We start from the raw sequence: 18,066 nt of genomic DNA, 5'->3' as shown, positions 1-18,066 counted from the left end.
CCATTCATAAGGCAACCTGTCCCGACAAGGCATGGTAGCATAAGCAATGTCCAGCCCCTTGCCCTTCTCCGCCTTCGCACCGCCTGTTGCATCCCCGTCCGACCTGCGCCGCGCGATCACCGCGGCTACCCGCCGACCTGAACAGGATTGCATAGCCAACCTGCTTCCCGCCGCGACACTGCCGGAGCCGGTGCGGCAGTCGGCCACGGCGCTGGCCCGCAAACTGGTGGAAACCTTACGAGCCAAGCCGCGCGGTGGCGGAGTGGAACAACTGGTGCAGGAATATGCCCTGTCCACGCAAGAAGGCGTCGCGCTGATGTGCCTTGCCGAAGCATTGCTGCGCATCCCCGACAATGACACCCGCGATGACCTGATCCGCGACAAGATTGCGGGCGGTGACTGGCTGGCTCATCTGGGCGGGGACCGATCACTGTTCGTCAATGCCGCCACTTGGGGCCTTGTCGTGACAGGCAAACTGGCCGCCAGTGTTGACGATACCGGCCTTGGCGCAGCGCTGACCCGGCTTGTCGCGCGGGCGGGTGAACCGGTGATCCGGCGCGGTGTGGACCTTGCCATGCGGATGATGGGCGAACAGTTCGTCACCGGCGAAACCATAGCCCAAGCGTTGAAACGTGCGCGCCCACTGGAAGCGCGCGGTTTTCGCTACAGCTATGACATGCTGGGCGAAGCAGCGATGACCGCAAAGGACGCCGCGCGCTATTACGCCGACTACGAAGCCGCCATTCATGCCATCGGCCATTCGGCCAATGGGCGCGGCGTGTATGACGGCCCCGGCATATCGATCAAGCTGTCCGCCCTCCACCCGCGCTATACCCGCGCGCAGGCCGAGCGGGTTATGGCCGAACTGCTGCCGCGCGTGAAAGCACTGGCCACGCTGGCGCTGCGTTACGACATCGGCCTGAACATCGATGCCGAAGAGGCCGACCGGCTGGAATTGTCGCTCGACCTGCTGGAAGCGCTGGCCACCGACCCGGAACTGGCGGGATGGAACGGGCTGGGCTTTGTCGTACAGGCTTATGGCAAGCGTTGTCCCTTCGTGATTGACTGGATCGTCGATCTGGCACGCCGATCCGGCAGGCGCATCATGGTGCGGCTGGTCAAGGGTGCCTATTGGGATACCGAGATCAAGCGCGCGCAAGTGGACGGGCAGGCCGATTTCCCGGTCTATACCCGCAAGGTCCACACCGACGTCGCCTATATCGCCTGCGCGCGCCGGTTACTGGCGGCAAGGACCGCCGTGTTCCCGCAATTCGCCACGCACAACGCCCAGACATTGGCGACAATCCTGCGTATGGCAGGGCCGGACTTCTCGCCCGGCGACTATGAATTCCAATGCCTGCACGGCATGGGCGAACCGCTGTACGACGAAGTGGTTGGGCCAGAGAAGTTGAACCGCCCCTGCCGCATCTACGCCCCGGTCGGAACGCATGAAACGCTGTTGGCCTATCTGGTGCGGCGCCTGCTGGAAAATGGGGCCAATTCGTCATTCGTCAACCGCATCGCCAACCCGGATGTGCCAATTGATGCGATCATTGCCGATCCGGTGGCCGAAGTCATGGCCATGGCCGTGCCCGGCTCCCCTCACCCGCTGATTGCGCATCCCCGCGCGCTTTATCCAGACCGCCGGAACAGTGCCGGGCTGGATCTGGCGGACGAATCCGAATTGTCGAAGTTGAGCGAACGGTTCCGCGCCGAAGCCCGACAGGCACGCAAGGCACAGCCTGCTTCCAATCTTGCTTGCGGCAATGCAAAGGAAGTGCGCAACCCCGCAGACCATAGCGACATTGTTGGCCATGTGACCGAGGCTTTACCCGATGGCGCGGCAAAGGCCATGGAGATCGCCAGCCAATCGCGCTGGAATGAAGTGCCAGTGGCGGCCCGTGCCGTGATACTGGAACGCGCAGCCGACACCATGCAGGCAGCCATGCCCGAATTGATCGCGCTGATCGTGCGCGAGGCGGGCAAGTCGGTGCCCAACGCCATTGCCGAAGTGCGTGAAGCGGTCGATTTCCTGCGCTATTACGCTGCCCAAGCCCCCTTCATGGCGGGTTCGCGCGCCCTTGGCGTCGCGCTGTGCATCAGCCCGTGGAACTTCCCGCTAGCGATTTTTACGGGCCAGATCGCCGCGGCGCTAATGGCAGGCAATGCAGTGGTGGCAAAGCCAGCTGAGGAAACCCCGCTGATCGCCGCCGAGGCTGTGCGAATGCTGCACGGCGCAGGTATTCCTCAAGACGCGCTGCTGCTGGTGCCGGGCGATGGCGCAGTGGGTGCAGCACTGGTGGCCGCGCACGAAGTATCGGCCGTCCTGTTCACCGGATCGACCGAAGTGGGACGGTTGATTCAGCAACAGCTCGCTGCGCGCCTTTCCCCGCAGGGCCGTCCGATTGCGCTGATCGCAGAAACAGGCGGGCAGAACGCCATGATCGTGGATAGCTCCGCCCTTGCCGAACAGGTTGTGGCCGATGTTATCGCGTCAGCTTTCGACAGCGCGGGCCAGCGCTGTTCAGCGCTGCGTGTGCTGTGCCTGCAGGATGACGTGGCAGATCATGTCCTGACCATGCTGCGCGGCGCGCTGGCGGAATTGTCGATTGGCAGGACCGACCATCTGCGCACCGACATTGGCCCGGTCATCACGATTGAAGCACAAGCCATGATCGAGGCCCATGTTGCACAGATGAAAGCCTTGGGCTGTGCGGTCGACCGGCTGGCGCTGCCGGAAAAGGCGCAGGCCGGGACTTTCGTTGCACCCACCATCATTGAACTGACGGACGCGACCCCATTGCAGCGCGAAGTGTTTGGCCCGGTGCTGCACGTCATCCGCTATCGCCGTGCAGAACTGGATGCGCTGATCGACCGGATCAACGCCTGGGGTTATGGCCTGACCTTTGGCCTGCACACCCGGCTGGATGAAACGGTGGCGCGGGTGACAAACCGGGTCAGCGCAGGCAACATCTATATCAATCGCAACGTGATTGGCGCCGTGGTGGGGCTGCAACCCTTTGGGGGCCATGGTCTTTCAGGCACCGGACCAAAGGCGGGTGGGCCGCTTTATCTGCGTCGACTGCTGGCCAGTGCTCCTGCCACACCCGCGCTGCATCTGGGCGAACGGGAACTGGCAGGGCCAGTGGGCGAGCGTAATCTTTACGCGCTGCGTCCGGTGGGCCGAGTGTTGGTGGCAGCCCAGCGCGAAACCGCGCTCGAAAATCTGATTGGCCGGGTGCAGCGGCTTGGCGGCACGCCAATTGTGGCGAACCCCGGTTGGCAGGCGCATGGACCATTTGCCCGCGCGCTGGTGGATGGGGACGCTGCGTTCACGCTTGCATTTCAGAGAGCAGTAGCGGGGCTGGACGGGGCCATTGTACCGGTGCTGTGTCCGGCAGATGGCGACGCAATGCTGGTCAGCGAAGTTTCCCTGTCCATCAACACCACCGCAGCCGGCGGGAACGCCAGCCTGATGGCCGTGGCATAATGAAATCAGCGTGATTGCGCCTCTTCCCATGGTTGCCGACGACCTTGCAGATTGTTAGCCTACCAAACGGAAGAGGATATAGACATGACGGACAAGTTTGCAGGCAGGACCGCGTTCATCACCGGCGGGGTCAACGGTATCGGCTTTGGCATCGCACGCGCCTTTGCGCTGGCAGGCATGGATCTGATCCTGTCCTACAGGCGCGAGGAAGACCGTGAAGAAGCGGGCCGCTGGTTTGACGAAAATGGCCTGCCCCAACCCCGTTTCGTAAAGCTGGACGTGACCGACCGCGCTGGCTTTGCACAAGTGGCGGCAGATGCGGGCAAAGTGCATGTGCTGGTGAACAATGCCGGTGTCAGCGTGTTCGGCCCGACTGATGAAGCAAGCTATGCCGATTATGACTGGATCATGGGCGTCAATTTCGGCGGCGTGGTCAATGGTCTGGTGTCATTCCTGCCCGGCATGAAGGCCCATGGCGAAGGCGGGCATGTGGTCAATGTCGCGTCGATGGCCGCTTATCTGTCAGGGCCGCAAGCGGGCATCTATACCGCCAGCAAATTTGCCGTGCGCGGCTTGACTGAAAGCCTGCGCTACAATCTGGCACCGCACGGCATCGGCGTATCGTTGATGTGCCCCGGCCTTACCCGCACCAACGCATGGACCAGCGCGTTGAAGCGCCCCGATGACTTTGCCGATTCAGGCTTCAAACCGGCCGATGCGGCAGAGCTTGAACAGTTCGGCACGGCGTTCGAACTGGGCATGGACCCGCTGGAAGTGGGGCAGAAAACGCTGGCGGGCATGGCCGAAAATCGCGGACTGATCCTGACCCATGGCGAATTTGCCGAAGACTTTGCCGAAATCTACCAGACCTCTCTCGATGCGCTGCCAAAGGAAGACATCCCCGAAGGCCGTCTGCATATCGAACGGCTGCGCCGCGCTGCAAACAAAGCGGCAGCGGACGGGAAAGCCATTGGCCTTGATGATCTGACCTGAAGGCCGGTCAATCCGCCCGCAGGCCAAGATGCGCGGCCAGTGCTTTCAGATCGCGCCGAGCCCCTTCCTGCAACAGCGGCGCGATGGCAGGTTCGCACTGCACGGCAAGCTGTCCGTTTTCGACGCGCAGCTTGCTGCCTTCCAGCACGGCAGGCGATCCTGCGCCAAAACGGCGGCATAGCCGTGCGGCAAGGCCCCAGCCGCGCGCCTGCATCAGCAGTTCGGGCGGGGCCAACTGGCCCAGAATATCCGGCAAAGGCACCTTGCCCGCGTTGCCCTGAAGCGCGGCGGCCAGCATGGCGCGGCCTTCGCTGCTGACACCGATCCAGCGTTTGCGCAGGCCCCAGTCGGTGGGCAGATCGCGGCGGAGATTCGGCTCCACCCTCCCGGCGGCAAGGCACAGCATGATCGCGGCAAGGCCAATCGGCCCATCGGGAAGCGGCACCACATCGGCCATCCAGAGCGCGGTTGCCCGTCCCGCATCCATCGTTATTCCGGCAGGAGCCACGAAATCAGCCACACCCGCCAACAACGGGTCTTGCACCTGCACGTCATGGGGCAGGGAGGCAAACAGCACCCCTTCGCGCAGACCCCACGATGAAAACACGATCCGCCCCGGCTGCAGCTTGGTCAGCAACACGGCAATCAGCGCAGCAGCATCGGGAATACTGGCAAGGCGGCTGGTCGAGACGCCATCGATGGGTTTCAGCACCTGCCCCCGGCGCGAAAGCTGGCGGGCAAGTTGTAGCGCCTGCGTCGCATCCAGCGTGAAGCCGTGGGTATCTTCCAGCGGCCAGCCCATGCGCACCATCGCCGCACGGCCAAAGGCACGCATCGATCCGCCAACCAGATAGAGCGTGGCATTGGGTTCTGCCACCCAATCCGCCTTGGCCAGCATTGCGCCGATCTTGCGCACGAATGTCCGGTCCCCTTGTGCGCGCAAGGCCGGAAGACGCAGCGACCCCAGCGGCAGGCTGACCCCGTGACTGGTCGCGCCATCGGCCACATCTACGAGTTCAAGACTGCCCCCACCCAGATCACCGACGATCCCGCGTGCATGGGGAAAAGCGCCAATCACCCCGGTCGCGCTGGTTTCAGCTTCTTCCACGCCCGAAAGCAGGCGCGGAGCAAAGCCGATGGCCCGGACGCGATCCAGAAAGGCCGCGCCATTGCTGGCATCGCGCACGGCGGCGGTGGCCACCACGTCGACGCGGGTAATACCGCCGAGGTCGATCAGCGCCCGATAGCGGGCCAGCGCGCCCAGCACATTGGCCATCGCCTTGTCAGCCAGCCGCCCGTTCTCGGCCACGCTTTTGCCCAGCCGGGCGGTAACCTTTTCGTTCAGCAGGACCGCTGGCGCACGCGGTGGTCCGCCATAGACCACCAACCGCACCGTGTTGGAGCCAATGTCGATGATCGCGCGGGTATGCTCCCCGGCGATAGCCCTGCCTTGCTGCACGTTTTCCTTCACTCAGCCACGGTGGGCCACGCCGCGCCGAAGCGCAAGCTTGGGCACTTTTCTTCCTCTGGAAAGCGCGGCTCCGCGCCCGGAAAGCGACGGATTGGTCATGAAATAGCGATGCAGGTTAAACGGCTGTTCGCCCTTGTCGAACCGCTCATATGTACCATCGCTTTGCAAGGCCCAGCTCTGTTCGGTATCCAACAGGTTGGCCATCATTACCTGATCGAGAATCTGGTCATGTACGGTCGGATTGCGCACCGGGACCAGCACTTCGACGCGCCGGCCCATATTGCGGCTCATCCCGTCAGCCGACGATATGAACAGCCGCGCACGCTTGTTGGGCATGCGGGCGCCATTACCAAAGGCCCAGATGCGGCTGTGTTCAAGGAACCGGCCAATGATCGATTTGACCTCGATCGTCTCAGAAAGCCCCGCAATGCCCGGCTTCAGGCAGCAGATGCCGCGCACCACCAGCCGGATTTCCACCCCGGCCATGCTGGCAAGGTAAAGCCGGTCGATCAGATCAGGATCGGTCAACTGGTTCATCTTGGCCCAGATGGTGGCCGGACGCCCGGCCCGCGCCAGCGTAATCTCACGGTCGATGCATTCGTAGATGCGTTCGCGCAGGTTGATCGGTGAAATTGCCAGCAGTTCGGTCTGCTTGGGTTCGACATAGCCGGTGACGAAGTTGAACAATTGCCCGGCGTCGCGGCCCATGCGCGGGTCGGCGGTGAAGAACGACAGATCGGTATAGATGCGCGCGGTAAACGGGTGATAGTTGCCCGTGCCGAAATGGCAGTAAGTGCGATAGCCGCCCCCTTCGCGCCGAACCACAAGGCTGACCTTGGCGTGAGTTTTCCAGTCGACAAAGCCATAGATTACCTGAACGCCCGCGCGCTCAAGCTGGGCCGCCCACATCAGGTTCTGCTCTTCGTCAAAGCGCGCCTTCAGTTCGACCACAGCGGTAACAGATTTGCCCGCCTCGGCCGCGGTAATCAGCGCGGCAATAACCGCCGATTGCTTGCCCGCACGATAGAGCGTCTGCTTGATCGCCACGACATCAGGATCGGCGGCAGCCTGCCGCAGAAAATCAACCACCACCTCGAAACTTTCGTAAGGGTGGTGAATCACCAGATCCTTTTCACGGATCGCCGAAAAACAGTCGCCGTCGTGTTCCAGCACCCGTTCGGGATAGCGCGGGTTATAAGGATCGAATTTCAGATCCTGCCGGTCTTCGTCGATCACGGTGGAAAGCGCGCTCATCGCCAACAGGCCACGGCTCTTGATGACCAGCGCATGATCCAGCCGCAATTGCTGGCGCAGCAAGCGTTCGGCATCGGCGTCAAAATTTTCCTGCAATTGCAGCAGGATCACTTTACCGCGGCGGCGGCGCTGAATAGCCGTGCGGTAATACCGCACCAGATCTTCTGCGTCTTCTTCCAGTTCGATATCGCTGTCGCGCAGCACGCGGAACGTACCATCGCCCAGAATGCGAAAGCCGGGGAACAGCAGCGTGGCATGGCGCCGCACCAGTTCTTCAATTCCGATCCATGAAGCCTTGTCTCCCGGCAGACGCACGAACCGCGGCAGCGCGGGCGGGATCAGGATCATTTCCGTCACCCCGGCGCTATCGGCCAGCCGTTGCATCTGGAACAGGATACCTGTGCCCTGATTGGCGATGAACGGGAACGGGTGGGCGGGATCGATTGCCTGCGGTGTCAGCACCGGCACCACATGTTCTTCAAAGTAGCTGCGCAGCCAATCGGCTTCGCTTTTGGTCAGGGAATCCTTGTCGATCAGCCGGATACCCGCCCCGGCAAGGTCTTGCGCCAGCCCCGCCAGTACATCCTGCTGCGCGTCGATCAGATCCTTCACCGCATCCAGCAGCCCGCCAAGTTGTTGCTGCGGGGTCTTGCCATCAATCGAAAGTTCATCAATCTGGCGGCGCACCTGCCCGGCAATCCCGGCCACGCGCACCATCATGAATTCGTCAAGATTGCTGCCGCTGATTGATAGAAAGCGCAGGCGCTCCAGCAGCGGATAATCAAGATTCACTGCTTCAGCCAGCACGCGCCGGTTGAACGCCAGCCAGCTCAGCTCCCGGTTGAAGAATCGTTCGTGAACCGGCGGCAAGCCGGCCACGTCGCTGCTGTGTTCCCCTGCCGACATGACTCCTGCCATTGCGCATCCCGCGTTACAGTCGTGTGACAGGACTGCATCGAATGGCTGCCGTCAACCCACCGTCACACATATGTCGCTGATCTGTCCCTGAATTTGCACGATGCTGCAACAGCGAAGGCCTAGCCGCATCTCGCCATTCGGCAATTGAGGGAAACTATAATGCGTATCGCCACTCTGCTGCTTGCCAGCACGTCGCTTGTCGCCACCGCACCAGCCTTCGCCCAGACTTTGCCTGCTGACGAAGCTCTTCCGGCCGCCTCCGATGCCATGGAAATCGTGGTGCTGGGCCAGGGACAGACCCGTCAGGTGCAGGAACTGTCCAATCAGGAACTCACCATCCTTGCGTCGGGCACCAGCCCGCTCAAGGCCGTTGAAAAGCTGCCCAGCGTCAACTTCCAGTCGGCCGATGCTTTCGGTAACTATGAATGGTCGACCCGCATCACCATTCGCGGTTTCAGCCAGAACCAGCTTGGCTTCACGCTTGATGGCATTCCGCTGGGCGACATGACCTATGGCAACCACAACGGTCTGCACATCAGCCGCGCGATCACCTCTGAAAACATCGGCGTGACCCGTGTTTCGCAAGGGTCCGGTTCAATCGATACGCAGTCGACCAACAACCTTGGCGGCACGCTGCAATTCCTGTCGCTTGACCCCAAGGACGCGCTGGGCGTCACTGCCAGCGGCACTTATGGTTCGGCCAACACATGGCGTGGTTTTGCCCGGCTCGGCCTTGGCACAGAAGACGGCGCACGCGCTTTTGCATCGGTCCAGTATCAGGACGGCGACAAGTGGAAGGGTGACGGCAAGCAGCGCACGCTGATGGTCAACGCCAAGGGCATCATGCCGCTGGGTGGCGGGGCTGAACTTGACGGTTACATCAGCTATTCCGACCGCGCCGAACAGGATTATCAGGATCTCAGCCTCGCCCAGCTTAATCGCCTTGGTTATGATTGGGACAACTTCGGCCCGTCCAACTATGCGCTGGCGCTGCAGGTGGCCGATATTGCCGCCAATCGTGGCGACAGCGGCACAGCCCCGCTGAACGCCGTTGCGGGCACCACCTATCCTTCGCCCGTTGCGACTGCCGACGATGCCTATTACGACGCATCGGGCTTGCGCAAGGATACGCTGGCCGCACTCGGCCTGACGCTGCCAGTGGGTGACAGCGGCAAGTTCGCGATCAAGGGTTACTACCACGAAAACGACGGTCAGGGGACATGGGGCTCGCCCTATGTGAACAGCCCAACCGGCGTTCCCATGGCGCTGCGCACCACGGAATACGACATCAAGCGCAAGGGCGCATTCGCATCCTATGCCGCCACATACGGCGCGAACAGCCTGAAGATTGGCGGCTGGTACGAAAAGAACGACTTCATCCAGTCGCGCCGCTTTTACGCCTATGAAAGCCGCACCAATCCGGGCCGCGACCATCTGGATTTCCAGACCAATCCGTTCGCAACCCAATGGTCCATCGCGTTTGAAACCGACACCATCCAGTATTACGTCACCGACGACATCGACTTCGGCGATCTGAAGGTCAGCCTTGGCTGGAAGGGCTATTCGGTCGACACCAACGCCTTCTCGCTGGTCAATACCAACAGCCGCGCCACAGGCGATCTCAAGGTTGAAGACTGGTTCCAGCCGCATGTCGGCCTTAACTACAAGCTGGGCAACGGCCTTGAAGCCTTCGCAGGGTTCACGCAGGTCACCCGCGCGTTCCAGGCATCGACCACCAGTGGCCCGTTCTCGTCCACGCAGGACGGTTTCGATGCCATCAAGGATACGCTCAAGCCGGAAAGCTCGGACACCTATGAAGCGGGTCTGCGCTATAACACCGGCATCGTGAACGCAGTTCTGGCCGGTTATTACGTCAACTTCCGCGACCGTCTGCTGGTGATCCCGACCTCAGTTGGCATCGTGGGTTCGGCCAACGCCCTGCAGAATGTCGGCTCGGTCCGCGCGCTGGGTCTGGAAGCTGCCGTCGACCTGAAGCTGCCGATGGGCTTTGGTGCGTTCGCGTCATACAGCTACAACGATACCACGTATCGCAACGATGTGGTGTTTACCACCGGCGGCGTCACTACCACCGTACCCACCGCAGGCAAGACCGTGGTCGATGCGCCCAAGCACATGCTGCGCGGCGAACTTTCGTATGACAGCGAAAGCGCATTTGGCCGTATTGGCGTAAACTACATGTCGAAGCGCTACTTCACCTTCCTCAACGACATGTCGGTGCCCGGTCGCGCACTCGTCGATGCCACCATCGGCTATCGCCTGAACATCGGTCAGCGCCAACCGGTTGAGCTTCAGCTCAACGCCGTCAACCTGTTCGACAAGCGTTATGTCGGCACAATCGGCTCAAACGGCTTCGGCTTCAGCGGCGATAATCAGACCCTGCTGGCCGCGGCACCGCGTCAGGTCTTCGTCACGCTGAAGGCTGGCTTCTGATATGGCCCGTCTTTCCTTCGGAAAGGCCCTGGTTGCGGGCGTCGCGCTGCTTTGCAGTGCGGCGCCTGTCGCCGTTCAGGCCAAGGACGCCGCCCCTGCCCCCGCCCCTGCACCGGTCCTGCTCATCTCCATCGACGGGTTGCGCCCCGGCGACGTGCTGGAGGCTGAAAAGCGCGGCCTGAAAATCCCTAACCTGCGTCGCTTCGTGGCCGAAGGTGCTTACGCCACCGGCGTCAACGGCAATCTGCCGACGGTCACCTACCCCAGCCACACCACGCTGATTACCGGCGTCGCGCCTGCCCGCCACGGTATTGTTTCGAACACAACGTTTGATCCCAAACAGGTGAACTACGGCGGCTGGTTCTGGTATGCTGAAGACATCACCGCGCCCACGCTGTGGGATGTGGCCAAAAAGGCCGGACGCACCACCGCCAATGTCCACTGGCCGGTCAGCGTCGGCGTTTCCACGCTGGACTGGAACCTGCCGCAAATCTGGCGTTCGGGCCATGCCGATGACCGCAAACTGCTGAAATCGCTTTCCAGCGACGGACTTTACGCCGCGCTGGAACACGATTGCGGAGCTTATGCCGATGGCATCGATGAAGGCATTACCGGCGATGAAACCCGCGCCAAATTTGCCGCGCGCCTGATCGAGACGAAGCAGCCGCAGTTCCTGACGGTCTATCTGGCTGCGCTCGACCATGAAGAACACCTGTTCGGGCCCGGATCGGCTGAAGCCAACGCCGTGCTCGAACGACTGGATGCTGCCGTGGGCAAAATGGTCGCAGCCGAACGCGCCGCCCATCCGCAAGCGGTTATCGCGCTGGTCAGCGATCATGGCTTTGTCGCCACGGATACCGAAATAAACCTGTTCCGCCCGTTCCTCGACGCCGGGCTGATAACGCTGGGCGCAGACGGCAAAGTCACCAGTTGGGACGCCATGCCCTGGCCGTCGGGCGGCTCCATCGCAGTTGCGCTGGCGCGGCCGGATGATACCGCGCTGATGGGCAAGGTTTCCGCCTTGCTGGACAAACTGGCCGCAACCCCGCAAGCGCGCATCGCCGAAGTGATCGGGCGCGAAGAGATCGCCCGGCTTGGCGGCAATCCGCAAGCGGCATTCTATGTCGATCTGCAGGCAGGCGCACTCGCGGGCACTTTTGCCGCCGATGCCCCGCTGGCAAAACCAGCGCGCTACAAGGGCATGCATGGCTATTTCCCCGCCATGCCAGAAATGCGCTCAACCTTCCTTATCATGGGTAAGGGAATCGACAGGGGCCGCAACCTTGGCGAAATCGACATGCGCGCCATCGCCCCCACACTGGCTGCCATCATGGGCACAACGCTACCGTCTGCAGAAACGCAGCCGCTATCATTGTCGCGCTGATGAAAACTGCACGGGTCGCCCGCCATCCGGGCGGCCCGTGCAGCGCTCTATCCAGAATATCACCACAATGTGACCAACCACAAAAACCTTGGCGATTATACGCTTACCGGTGTCTTGGAAGCTATCTGGGCGTTCACAAAGATGAGTCGTATGAAGCGCGGTCTTTTCCGTACCACCGACAGTTACCTGGGCGAATGCGCCCGCGTTCACGAAGACGCTGGTGACGCTTTCCCCTACCTCCGGCGCGAAATCTACGAGGCGCTGGGCTTTGCCCCTCCGTATGACGAACTGCCGATTGTCGCCCCCGTGGGACAAACCTGCAGCCAGTCCATCGCCGCCTGAAAACCCTGCCAGCTGGGCTCGATTTACCGTCAAATTGGCGTGACCATTGCATCTCTGGCTGGTAGAAAGTTGGTCTGTGCGACCGACTTTCAAGGCGATGCTATTCAATGGACTGGTACGATTCCATCTGGCTCAGGCGCTATTTCGACGCCAAAAAGATGATTGCGCAGGTTGCTCCCACCCGCCTGTCCGAATTTGAACATGCCATGTCGGCATTCCGCACCGATGATGCGTTTCAAGTGAAATATGTCTCCGGCTTTCTGGATGCCAAAGCACTGCAGGATATCCGCGAAACTATCGCCGCGATCCCCCGCGATGCCATGGAACTGCATGAACTGCAAAAGTTCGGACGGCTGATCGTGCATGACTGGCCTGCCTTCACCGCGATGCAGGCAACCATGGTGGATTTCGTGTCCGAACTGGCCGGTGAGCGGGTTGAACCGTGCTACAATTTCCTGTCGCTCTACTCGCGGCGCGGGGTGTGCGAACCTCATCTGGATACGCCGTCGGCCAAGTGGACCTTCGACCTGTGCGTCGATCAAAGCGATCCATGGCCAATCAGTTTCAGTTCGATCATCCCGTGGCCCGAAGACCGCGAAGAACTGATCGAGGACTGGCGCGCCGTCTGCGAAAAGCGCTCGCCCCACGAAATCCGGTCGCTGGCACTGGAACCGGGCGATGCGCTGCTGTTTTCAGGGGCAAGCCAATGGCACTACCGCGATCCCATCCCGGCTGATGGGCGCAAGGCGTTTTGCGACCTGCTGTTCTTCCACTTCATCCCCGAAGGCACCGCTGAAATCGTTCAGCCGCGCAATTGGGCGCGGCTGTTTGATATTCCCGAACTCGATACCATTCCGAATATCAGCCTGCCCGCCTGATTCCCGCAGCCTGCCCCTACTGGGGCAGGCCCAGTACATCAATTCGGCAGCAGCAGACCCTTGTCGGCAAGTTGCGCGACCAGATCGTTCAGATCGGCGTCGATCTGTTCGGCCGACACTTCATATTCTTCCAGCATGGCATCACGCGCGGCAACCCCGGTCATACCTTCTTCCAGCAACTGCCAGAAACGGCCGCCTACGCTATCAAGGCCAAAATACGTTCCGCTGGCCAGATCGAGCAACATGGTTTCCTCGCCTACCATGCGGGCAACCGCGTCTTCGGACAGGGAAAATGAATCGGTCAACTTCAAGATCAATTACCTTTCGTCCTGCGCAACAACATCTCTGGCGTGCGCCGCAATCGTGCCGATAGTATCATCAAGACGGCTGTAGTCTCTGGGATAATCCAGTCCAAACATGGGACAGCTTTCTGCCAGCGCCCCCATTGTTTCAAAGTGAGCGCGCATTCGCTTCTTGTCTTTGGAATCCAGCAGGAAGGAATGCTGCAGCAGCGCGTCGATGCTTTCGGCAAGAGACAGCGGCTGAACCGTTACCCCCGCCGCGCCGCGCACAGCATCCGGTTCACGCATCAAGTAGATCCCGCCCACTCGCGCACGATCGCTGGCATAGGGGACCCCCGGCCCTGCATGAACCCGCACTTTGCCCGCGCTACCATCATCCGGGCAGGTGTCGGTCCCCATCACCGCCCGCTCGCTGTCAGGCAACAAGCGGATCGATGCCAGATGCGGTTCGGCAAAAAAGGCATCGCCTTCGCGGTTCAGAACCAGGCCGTCATCCGTCAGGAAAGCAAAACCTGCCTTGGCAAATGCTGCGGCCATCGTCGATTTTCCGCGCCCGCTCGGCCCCAGAAAGGCAAAAGCCGCGCCATCGATCACCACGGCGCTGCCATGCAGCACCGGCTTGCCATCATATGTCCACAGCAACGGAACAATCTGGTTGGCGAAGATATTTTGGCTGGAATCATCCGGAAAATCGGGCACTGGTGTGCAGATTACCCGCCGCGCCTCCACGTCGATCTCGTAATCACCGCAACCCAGAAAACGCACATGAAAGCCGCTGGGGGTCCGGGTAAAAAGCGCTGAAACATCGCCGTCCAAAGACCGCCAGATATCAAACGGCTCTTGCGCGATCTCGTCCTGCTCTTGTTCGGGACGCCACTCCAGCGTGTAATTCATACACAGTACCTGGCCAGCTCATCCTTCACGAAACGAACGGTTTCCTGCACGCTGGGGAACATGTCTGGGTGGTTTTGCAGCACGGCCTGTTCAATCTCGACAGATGTCATTCCGGCTTCGATGTAACCGATAACGACCTTCATCGCCCGTCCGCGTCCGTTCAGTTCGCGAACCGAACTGTCCGGCTTCAGCCGCTCATGGACTGACATCGGCATGCTGGCCCAGTTGGTATAACGCTGCAGCTTGCCCGTGGCGGGATCACGCACGGTCCAGGCGACAATCGAATTGGTATGGTTGACCCGGACGGACACTTCGATCGTGTCCCCGGCCCGCACCGCGAGCGGTTCATCAAAGCCGAGGAAAATCTGAGTCCGGTCAATGCGGTCACGGGCTAGCGGCGAATTGGTCATCGTCACGCCGCCGCCAAGATCGCATTCAAACCAGCCTGCGATGCCGTCGATCACGCCGGTTTCATCGGCTACAAGGCTTGCTTTGAAAGGCAGGGTATCGGGCGCTTCGTCACCCAGTTCGACACCGCCGACCAGAACGGGTTCGGTAACGATATCAGCCGGCGCAAAGCTTACCGGATATTTGGTATTGACCGCATAACTCCGCAGCCAGTTGAATTCGGCCGGCACATCGGGAGTTTCCCACGCGCTCATGCGGCCACGGCACGATGCAGACCGTGCCCCCGCCAGAAAAAGACGCAATCGTTCTGGCATGATCTTACCGCCCGGCTTCAAAAAACGCTGCCGCGCGTCGTGCATCAATTGAATGATGCCGTAATCGATACCGAAATAGCCGATATGATCGCAGATGATAACATCGACCTTCTCAGGCAGTTCCGCCCGGAAAGTCTGTTCATGCACGCATTCATAGCGGTCAGAATAGCCATTTTTCCGCATGGCTTCGCGGGCAACATCAATGGCATCCGTGCCATCAATGCCCCAAACCTTACCGGCACCAGCCTTAAGGCAAAGCAGACCAAGAATGCCAAAACCGCATCCAAGATCAGCCACAAGGTCACCGTCAGAAATCACCTGACCGACAGCAGCAGAATACTTTGAAACCCTGCGCGTATCGACCAGGTAACCCCGGTGTTCAAATAGCGTGTCCAATGCCAATCAAGCCAGCAAGAGAACTGCTATTAGATAACTTCGCCAGCCATCAGCATAGCCATCATGTCGGAACCGGTGGCCGACATTGCGCCGGTCAGTTCACGGACCGAGCCATAGATGGTCAGATTCGGGCGAGCATAAGCGCGGCGAGCAACAACCTTGCGGGCGTCAGAGCTACGTTCGGTCACATCCAGTCTCCAAGTCAATCAAAAGAAACAGATTTCCGCTTGATGACCAACAGCAAGGCACCAGCGGCAGCGCTTCCCGAATGCTAACCTAAGGTTAATATCCTAAAGGAAATTGCTTACCACCGAAGTAATCCATTTTGGAGTTATCAGCAAGATTCTTTTTGCAATGCACAACGGCCAGCAAAGCAACCCCTGCAACAAGCCCAAGGAATGCAGGAAAACCGGCACTTTTCTTAGACACAGCAATATCCTGATACCTTGGGGCACTGCCAGCGCAGGCGCGCTACACATCGTAAGATAAAGAACAAAGATAGTTAATTTTTGTAATGCAATGGTCGCGCAAGCAGGCGCAGGCCTGCCCCCTCACCAAAGTAAGCCTTGAAAATCAGAATGCTGCGAAAGGTGCGCTAAGCGCTGTCGGTTTGCTGTTGCCGCAACAGATGGCAACCATAAACCCGCCACAGTTCCCACACTGCGCCGGACGTCAAACTATAGTTGGCATAAAGATTGCGCAGGCCATCGCCACACACTTCACCGATTGCCACCGCCGGAATTTCTTCACAAAACACGTTTGCCATGGCTTTCAGATGACGATCAAACGTGAAGCTGAACTCCGCTTTGCTGCGCCGCTCCAGCACCGATTCGGGTAGATCCGCCTGCATCGCTCGTAAATGGATGTACTTCGTCATGCCATTTCTGATGCGCAGTCGTTCAGGCAGAGCGAAAGCAAATTCGATATAACGGCGGCTGTACATCGGCGTGCGCAATTCCATGCCCAACTGCGCGACCAGCCGGGAACTGCAATCCCGCAATTGCTCAAACCACGGGTTCAGCAACTCACGCCACATCTTGCGCCGCGCAGGATCAGCCACTTGCCAAGATCGATCATCGCGCCAGTCGGCTTCGCGAAGCTGCGCCAGCCGGTCCTGCACCGATGCAGAAACCCAGTGCGGCCCAATCCCAAGATGTTCACCCCACGGCGCGCGCGGCTTGCGAAGGCGGCGCATCATGCCGTTGAATGCGGGTGGCCCCAAGGGCCGGATCCCTGACCAGAACAGCGCTTTGCCGGTAACACGCCAGCCCCGGCGGGCCACCAGACGCCGCAGTTCAGCACCCAGATCACCCAGCGCCCCAGCACGGATCATCTCATTCAGATAAAATGCCGACCCGCCAACAAATTCGTCACCACCCTCCCCGTCAATCAGCACGCGGCAGCCCTGCGCAGTCGCAGCGGCCACTTCATTGGCCATCGACACGCTGTTGGGGAAATAGGGCATGTCACGATCCCGCGCGACCTGCTCCTCATACCACGACCGGTCAGGCACAAACGGCGTTGCTTCGTGGATGGACTTGCCCAGAAACCGCCCGACATCACGCGCAAAAGCCACTTCATCCGAAGCGCTGCCCGGCTCTCCGGCCATGGTGAACCCCTGCACATCGGGAGCAGGCAATTCATGCCGCTGCTGCAGCCTGCACGCCATCGCGAACAAGGCGGATGAATCATGCCCGCCGCTGACCTCACAAGCCACCGGTGCATGGCTGCGCGATGCTCGCCGCACACAATCCATCAACATCTCGCGGTAATGGGCGAAGTAATCCTCATCCTTGCGATAAAGTTCACGCACTTCCAGCGGAGGCTGCCAGTACCGGCTGCACACCGGCCCGGTTCCTGTGGCTTGCTGGGCAATCAAGGTCGACGCGAACGGCAGCCGCATCACGCCAGACCAGACTGTCGCGTCGATCCTGTAAAACTCGCTGGCCAGATGTTCGGCCATTGAATCTGCATCCAGCCGCGGCACAAAATCGCCCGCCGCCAGCACCCCTGCAATATCGGATGCGACCAGCAGGCGACGCCCGTCCCAATGATAGTGCAGCGGTCGCATGCCCGCATGGTCTTTTGCACAAAACACCGTGCCTTGCCGCTCGTCACAAATCAGGAATGCGAATTCGCCCTCCAGATGGTCGACGCAACGCTCACCCCATGTTTCGAACGCATGAAGCACCAGTTCGGCATCCGACCGGTTCCGCAGACGGGCGTTTCTGGTGACGAGTTCTGCGCGCAGCTCATCGGGGTTAGCCAGATATCCATCCATCACGATGACCAGCCCCGATTCCGCACTGGCCAGCGGCATATTGGCCTCCAGCGCTTCGGCCGTGGTGTGAAAGGCGCAGTGCCCCAGCGCAAAGGTTTGCCGGAAATCATGGCGAATGCCGTCACGCCCGCGATAGGCCATGGCTCCCGTCATCCGCCGGATCGCATCCCCGTCCACCGGATGGCCGTCAAATCGGATGATGGCAGCAATACCGCTCAAGGAAGCACTCCGCAGATTGTCAGCAGGAATAGGTGGGCACGCTGCGGCAATTGATTCCGCAGCGCAATGCA

General features: G+C 60.6%; 14 protein-coding genes. 6 read left to right on the top strand and 8 right to left on the bottom strand.

Features of this window, described 5'->3' with window-relative positions; genetic code table 11:
* Positions 1–46 precede the first annotated feature (46 nt).
* Together putA and OVA07_RS07895 are read left to right on the top strand one after the other, a co-directional pair.
* Positions 47–3,490, top strand: coding sequence for a bifunctional proline dehydrogenase/L-glutamate gamma-semialdehyde dehydrogenase PutA (putA, locus tag OVA07_RS07900; RefSeq protein WP_268170906.1), 3,444 nt, complete (start codon positions 47–49; stop codon positions 3,488–3,490).
* 84 nt (positions 3,491–3,574) lie between these two features.
* On the top strand, positions 3,575–4,483 hold the full coding sequence (locus OVA07_RS07895) for an SDR family NAD(P)-dependent oxidoreductase (RefSeq protein WP_268170905.1): 909 nt from the start codon (positions 3,575–3,577) through the stop codon (positions 4,481–4,483).
* A 7-nt stretch (positions 4,484–4,490) separates the two neighbouring features.
* On the opposite strand, the gene OVA07_RS07890 is transcribed toward OVA07_RS07895, so the two are convergent.
* Entirely contained in the window at positions 4,491–5,942 is a 1,452-nt protein-coding gene (locus OVA07_RS07890) for a Ppx/GppA family phosphatase (protein WP_268170904.1), read from the bottom strand.
* Positions 5,943–5,954: 12 nt separating this feature from the next.
* Positions 5,955–8,114, bottom strand: coding sequence for an RNA degradosome polyphosphate kinase (locus OVA07_RS07885; RefSeq protein ID WP_268172651.1), 2,160 nt, complete (start codon positions 8,112–8,114; stop codon positions 5,955–5,957).
* Between the two features lie 171 nt (positions 8,115–8,285).
* Here OVA07_RS07885 and OVA07_RS07880 point away from each other — a divergent pair, with 171 nt between their 5' ends.
* From OVA07_RS07880 to OVA07_RS07865, 4 genes are all read left to right on the top strand, one after another.
* Positions 8,286–10,577, top strand: coding sequence for a TonB-dependent receptor domain-containing protein (locus tag OVA07_RS07880; protein WP_268170903.1), 2,292 nt, complete (start codon positions 8,286–8,288; stop codon positions 10,575–10,577).
* Between the two features lies 1 nt (position 10,578).
* Complete coding sequence (locus OVA07_RS07875; RefSeq protein ID WP_268170902.1) at positions 10,579–11,961, top strand: alkaline phosphatase family protein; 1,383 nt, start codon at positions 10,579–10,581, stop codon at positions 11,959–11,961.
* Between the two features lie 150 nt (positions 11,962–12,111).
* Positions 12,112–12,303, top strand: coding sequence for a hypothetical protein (locus tag OVA07_RS07870; RefSeq protein WP_268170901.1), 192 nt, complete (start codon positions 12,112–12,114; stop codon positions 12,301–12,303).
* 107 nt (positions 12,304–12,410) lie between these two features.
* A complete protein-coding gene (locus tag OVA07_RS07865) occupies positions 12,411–13,181 on the top strand; it encodes a hypothetical protein (protein ID WP_268170900.1) in 771 nt (256 codons plus the stop codon).
* A gap of 38 nt (positions 13,182–13,219) precedes the next feature.
* On the opposite strand, the gene OVA07_RS07860 is transcribed toward OVA07_RS07865, so the two are convergent.
* The 6 genes from OVA07_RS07860 to OVA07_RS07835 form a co-directional block, all read right to left on the bottom strand.
* Positions 13,220–13,492 carry a PqqD family protein gene (locus OVA07_RS07860; protein WP_268170899.1) on the bottom strand — a complete coding sequence of 91 codons (273 nt, stop codon included), beginning with the start codon at positions 13,490–13,492 and terminating at the stop codon, positions 13,220–13,222.
* A gap of 6 nt (positions 13,493–13,498) precedes the next feature.
* On the bottom strand, positions 13,499–14,377 hold the full coding sequence (locus OVA07_RS07855) for a hypothetical protein (RefSeq protein WP_268170898.1): 879 nt from the start codon (positions 14,375–14,377) through the stop codon (positions 13,499–13,501).
* The gene (locus tag OVA07_RS07850; RefSeq protein WP_268170897.1) at positions 14,374–15,495 is read right to left on the bottom strand and encodes a 50S ribosomal protein L11 methyltransferase; all 1,122 of its coding nucleotides are present in this window, start codon (positions 15,493–15,495) and stop codon (positions 14,374–14,376) included. Before OVA07_RS07850 ends, OVA07_RS07855 begins: the two co-directional genes overlap by 4 nt.
* A gap of 29 nt (positions 15,496–15,524) precedes the next feature.
* Entirely contained in the window at positions 15,525–15,683 is a 159-nt protein-coding gene (locus OVA07_RS07845; protein WP_268170896.1) for a hypothetical protein, read from the bottom strand.
* A 94-nt stretch (positions 15,684–15,777) separates the two neighbouring features.
* The gene (locus OVA07_RS07840) at positions 15,778–15,924 is read right to left on the bottom strand and encodes a hypothetical protein (RefSeq protein ID WP_268170895.1); all 147 of its coding nucleotides are present in this window, start codon (positions 15,922–15,924) and stop codon (positions 15,778–15,780) included.
* A 166-nt stretch (positions 15,925–16,090) separates the two neighbouring features.
* The gene (locus OVA07_RS07835; protein ID WP_268170894.1) at positions 16,091–17,995 is read right to left on the bottom strand and encodes an asparagine synthetase B family protein; all 1,905 of its coding nucleotides are present in this window, start codon (positions 17,993–17,995) and stop codon (positions 16,091–16,093) included.
* Positions 17,996–18,066: the final 71 nt, after the last annotated feature.

Origin of the sequence: Novosphingobium sp. SL115 (assembly GCF_026672515.1) — a bacterium.
Lineage (GTDB): Bacteria > Pseudomonadota > Alphaproteobacteria > Sphingomonadales > Sphingomonadaceae > Novosphingobium.
This window is presented reverse-complemented; position numbering and strand designations above follow the sequence as displayed.

What these genes read in the sequence shown, in the direction of transcription:
- OVA07_RS07870 (WP_268170901.1), top strand. Translation starts at nt 12,112, where the DNA reads ATGAAGCGCGGTCTTTTCCGTACCACCGACAGTTACCTGGGCGAATGC.
- OVA07_RS07895 (WP_268170905.1), top strand. Translation starts at nt 3,575, where the DNA reads ATGACGGACAAGTTTGCAGGCAGGACCGCGTTCATCACCGGCGGGGTC.
- OVA07_RS07855 (WP_268170898.1), bottom strand. Translation starts at nt 14,377, where the DNA reads ATGAATTACACGCTGGAGTGGCGTCCCGAACAAGAGCAGGACGAGATC.
- putA (WP_268170906.1), top strand. Translation starts at nt 47, where the DNA reads ATGTCCAGCCCCTTGCCCTTCTCCGCCTTCGCACCGCCTGTTGCATCC.
- OVA07_RS07875 (WP_268170902.1), top strand. Translation starts at nt 10,579, where the DNA reads ATGGCCCGTCTTTCCTTCGGAAAGGCCCTGGTTGCGGGCGTCGCGCTG.
- OVA07_RS07885 (WP_268172651.1), bottom strand. Translation starts at nt 8,114, where the DNA reads ATGTCGGCAGGGGAACACAGCAGCGACGTGGCCGGCTTGCCGCCGGTT.
- OVA07_RS07880 (WP_268170903.1), top strand. Translation starts at nt 8,286, where the DNA reads ATGCGTATCGCCACTCTGCTGCTTGCCAGCACGTCGCTTGTCGCCACC.
- OVA07_RS07865 (WP_268170900.1), top strand. Translation starts at nt 12,411, where the DNA reads ATGGACTGGTACGATTCCATCTGGCTCAGGCGCTATTTCGACGCCAAA.